Raw genomic sequence first — 3,861 nt, 5'->3', positions numbered from 1 at the left:
CATCAATTTGACAGTTTATTGTTTATCGATTGATTGTGTTTTTCGTGAAATTTTCATAGTTTATCTATCTGCTAATTGACAGTTGAGAAGGGTAGATCAAAACCAGAGAATGGCTAAAAAAAAGCATATTGAATTTGACAGTTGCAGAAAATATTAGAGAAAATATGAGAATATGCACATTTATGCTAATTTTAATCCAGAAAAAGAGCTTATTTTGCCAATAAATTCATGATTTTATAGAAAAAAGCCATCCAATGGCATAGAATAAGTGGAATATTTTGTAACTGTCAAATAGATTTCCTGACAAAAATCGTGAATTATGTGATAAAAGAGAGAAAAGTATCATTAGAAAAGAGTGGAATCTGTCAAACTTGGGTTATAATTATATAGTATTATTGGTAATTAGATTTTATTTTTATAAATTTATACGAGCTACATAAATAAGTTCAATATTAGCATGAAAAGAAATGGGAAGTGTTTTACTCACTGATGTTATGTTAACAAATTCATGCTCCTGAAGATAAAGATTTTTTGCAGCTGCCTGATAAGGACAAGAAATAAATTCTAAATGTAAGAATAAAAAAGAGTGCGGGGGACGTGATTCGAACACGCGAACTCCTACGAGACAAGGCCCTCAACCTTGCGCCTTTGACCTGGCTGGGCGACCCCCGCATTAGGGATGTTTTATTGTCCAATTGAGCATAGCGATATGCACGCTTTGAATAAAAATGCAAGGTCAATAAAACCTTGCACGCTCCTATTACTCTATTGTAGCAAGTATTTCGTTTAATTGTTTTGCCTTATCAATAATGGTGTCAGCGCCCTTGTTAATCAGTTCCTTTGACGTATATGAACCGTCAGATTCCATCTGGAATATAAATGAATTCACATCTGCATTAACTGTAATTGCATTGATCTCACAAGCTTCTACACAGAGCTGGCAAAGACTGCATTTTAACGGATCAATAACTGTCAGGATATCATCCTCAATAATTAAGATATCTCTCGGGCATTCTTCCGCACATTTACCACATGAATCACAGTTCTCTGCAATGGTAATTACAGGCATATTCTTGTAACCGCATCCTACTCCCGCCTGCCATTTGGAATGTTTGCGCCCTGTACCCAATTTAGCAATTGCTTCAAGTACCAATTTCTGCCTCTCTTTCAATTCAATGATTGGAATCTTATCATCTGCCACAGTGATCTTTGGATCACTGGATAATAACTCACCTGAATATACCATCTTTGGGCCTTCTGCACTCAAAGTGAGGGATAGCTGGCATTTTGTACAGCCCTCCCCTCCACAATCGCAATCTTCTGGGAATACATATGAATCTACGTCAGTAATTAGCGGTATCAATCCAAACCTGAGAGCTATTTGTTCATCAAATAGGACAGATGTGTTGTCGTAAATATTCACATAATCAATTGCCATAGTGGGCACTTCTGCTAACATGCTTCTTCTAAGCCCGTTTGCCACTGCAGCTTTAACATCTTTGAGTAAGAATTTAGCTTTTTCGTCAGATAACTCGATAATTTCTATTTCCATTATTTGCCTCGCCTAAACTCTTCGTCCCCGGCGGCCGCCTTTGGTCTGAGTACCGTCATGGGGAATAGGTGTGACATCTTCGATCCTGCCGATCCTGATACCTGCCCTGGCAAAAGCCCTTATTGCAGCCTGTGCTCCTGGACCTGGACTACGCTGTTTGTTTCCACCAGGTGCCCGGACTTTAACATGGATACCAACAATATCCTTGTCCCTGAGTTTATCAGCAAGCTGGTTTGCCATCTGCATCGCAGTATACGGAGAACTCTCATCCCTGGCGGCTTTGACCACCATACCTCCGCTCACCTTGGCGATGGTCTCTGCTCCTGTAAGATCTGTTATTGTGATTATAGTGTTATTGAATGATGCCTGGATGTGGGCAACACCCCATTTACCTTCTGCCATTATTTTTTAGCTCCTTAAAGTTTTATCTACGGCCTCTTCTTTTGCCTCTCCCTCTCTGTTCTTCCCGTGCACCCGCGATCTGGGCTATTTCTTGTTTCATTATCTGGGCCGGACGGGATGGATGAACTTCGTTTACAAGTGAAGAACTTGCGTAATATCCGATCTTCATTTCGTCATCCTTTGAGACTGTGTAGCTGGGCACGGTGATCTTCTTACCATCAATGGAAATATGACCATGTGTGATGAATTGTCTTGACTGCCTCAGGCTGTTTGCGAACCCCTGTCTGTATACCTGGGTCTGAAGCCTTCTGTCCAGGAAATTCTTGGCATCTAATGCCAGAATATCATCCAAACCACTTTCTGCAGTTAGTATACCATATCGCTTAAGCTTGTTCAAAATGTCATCAGCTTTCTGTTTGGTGTGCCCTGTCAATTCACCTTCTGTGGTCTCTGCCAATAATTCCATGGCTGAGCGGCGGTATTTTCGAAGCATACTCTGGGCTCTCCAAACTTCACGCTTGTTTCTTAGCCCGTAGGTCTTGATATGTCCCACTTCTTCAGCCATTCTGGCGGCCTGCCATGGATGTTTAGGAGTTTCATATGACTTTGTATTCTTACCTGGATATCCCATAACAAATCACCACCTAACTGGATTTCCTCTTTACACCCACAGTAAGTCCCTTCCTACCCGAGGATTTGGTTCTCTGACCCCTTACTTTATGCCCTCGCTCATGCCTGATACCTATATATGAACGGGTCTTTTTCATGGTATTAAGGTCTTCCCGCTTAATGAGTAGAACATCTGTTGATGTAATGTGTTTATCCTCTCCACTTAGAAGGTCTTTACGCCTGTTCAACATCCATACCGGTAGGATAGATTCAATTTTATCAATTGTCTCTTTCAATGAATCAATCTTTTCATCATCCAGATACCCTATGGTTGCAGTGTGGTCCACGTTTGCAATATCAGAAATAATACGCGCAGTTCGCCGATTTATACCTTTTATCCCTGTAAGGGAATACTGCACTGATTTCTTACCTTCAAGATCAGTATTGGCGATACGCACTATATGTTTGATCTCTTCTTGATCAGATTTGTCTTCTTTCTTAACCATTTAAAATTTTCCTCCGATAGGAAACAATTCCTATAGCCCTGGAATCACCAGCGCCGCCCTGATTTTGGTGGGCGCGATTTCTGGAATGTACCCCCTCAATTGGATTGCTACTTAAAAAACCTTTGTGCATATACAGTACTTCCGAATAACCCTACATCCGATTTACGATTTCTGACCTCATTGACTGGCGCATGGTCACCCGTTCAATTTAAAGAAGTTATATCAAAAAATATATGGAATCATAAGATAAACTCTATAGTAAATACGGGAGTTAAATCATGAAAGAAATCATTCAATTACTAGATAAGATCAATGATAGTACTCTAACTTCATCTGAGGTTTTTTCATTTGCAAATATACTAAAAATGAGTATTCAGAAAGGTACTCCAGGATTTGAAAATGCATCGAAAGATGATTACCAGTGGTTCCAGACATATGCATTCACCCTGAAAAAATTCGAACTTTTCAAAGAGGGGCAGGCCTACGACATCAAACTCGGTGGAGACTGGAGAGAAGCCCTGGATGATGTCAGTAAACTGAAGTTATTAGTAGATGAGCTGGAAAACAAAAAACTAGTCATTGAGGTGGCCTGGTATATAGACGGAGTTGTTCTGTTCAATATTACAGAACCCGAACGTTATAAAAATAAGATATATGAAATGATCAAGACCCAGCTGGAAAAAATAATGGATTGAACTGTCCAATGGCAGTTTATCCTTTCTCACGCCTTTTCAATAGTGGTCGTGTCCCTAATTAATTGACAATATTTAAATAGTTTGAATATAATTCTAT

General features: G+C 39.9%; 5 protein-coding genes and 1 tRNA gene. 1 reads left to right on the top strand and 5 read right to left on the bottom strand.

The window, feature by feature from the left end; all coding sequences use genetic code 11:
- Positions 1-587: 587 nt before the first annotated feature.
- From IBX40_11705 to IBX40_11685, 5 genes are all read right to left on the bottom strand, one after another.
- A tRNA-Leu gene (locus tag IBX40_11705) sits at positions 588-672 on the bottom strand.
- A gap of 88 nt (positions 673-760) precedes the next feature.
- Positions 761-1,552: a DNA-directed RNA polymerase subunit D gene (locus IBX40_11700; protein ID MBE0524978.1), complete on the bottom strand. Its 792-nt coding sequence runs from the start codon at positions 1,550-1,552 to the stop codon at positions 761-763.
- A gap of 12 nt (positions 1,553-1,564) precedes the next feature.
- Positions 1,565-1,954 (bottom strand): 30S ribosomal protein S11, encoded by a 390-nt coding sequence (locus IBX40_11695; GenBank protein MBE0524977.1) that lies wholly within the window; start codon positions 1,952-1,954, stop codon positions 1,565-1,567.
- Between the two features lie 22 nt (positions 1,955-1,976).
- A complete protein-coding gene (locus IBX40_11690; GenBank protein ID MBE0524976.1) occupies positions 1,977-2,585 on the bottom strand; it encodes a 30S ribosomal protein S4 in 609 nt (202 codons plus the stop codon).
- 13 nt (positions 2,586-2,598) lie between these two features.
- Positions 2,599-3,069, bottom strand: a complete 471-nt coding sequence (locus tag IBX40_11685; protein MBE0524975.1) for a 30S ribosomal protein S13 — start codon at positions 3,067-3,069, stop codon at positions 2,599-2,601.
- 278 nt (positions 3,070-3,347) lie between these two features.
- Here IBX40_11685 and IBX40_11680 point away from each other — a divergent pair, with 278 nt between their 5' ends.
- On the top strand, positions 3,348-3,764 hold the full coding sequence (locus IBX40_11680) for a hypothetical protein (GenBank protein MBE0524974.1): 417 nt from the start codon (positions 3,348-3,350) through the stop codon (positions 3,762-3,764).
- Positions 3,765-3,861: the final 97 nt, after the last annotated feature.

Source organism: Methanosarcinales archaeon, assembly GCA_014859725.1.
In the GTDB taxonomy this organism is placed as follows: Archaea; Halobacteriota; Methanosarcinia; order Methanosarcinales; family Methanocomedenaceae; genus Kmv04.
This window is presented reverse-complemented; position numbering and strand designations above follow the sequence as displayed.

Bases quoted from the DNA above. Each gene is read 5' to 3' on its own strand.
- IBX40_11700 (MBE0524978.1), bottom strand. From the start codon at position 1,552: ATGGAAATAGAAATTATCGAGTTATCTGACGAAAAAGCTAAATTCTTA.
- IBX40_11695 (MBE0524977.1), bottom strand. From the start codon at position 1,954: ATGGCAGAAGGTAAATGGGGTGTTGCCCACATCCAGGCATCATTCAAT.
- IBX40_11690 (MBE0524976.1), bottom strand. From the start codon at position 2,585: ATGGGATATCCAGGTAAGAATACAAAGTCATATGAAACTCCTAAACAT.
- IBX40_11685 (MBE0524975.1), bottom strand. From the start codon at position 3,069: ATGGTTAAGAAAGAAGACAAATCTGATCAAGAAGAGATCAAACATATA.
- IBX40_11680 (MBE0524974.1), top strand. From the start codon at position 3,348: ATGAAAGAAATCATTCAATTACTAGATAAGATCAATGATAGTACTCTA.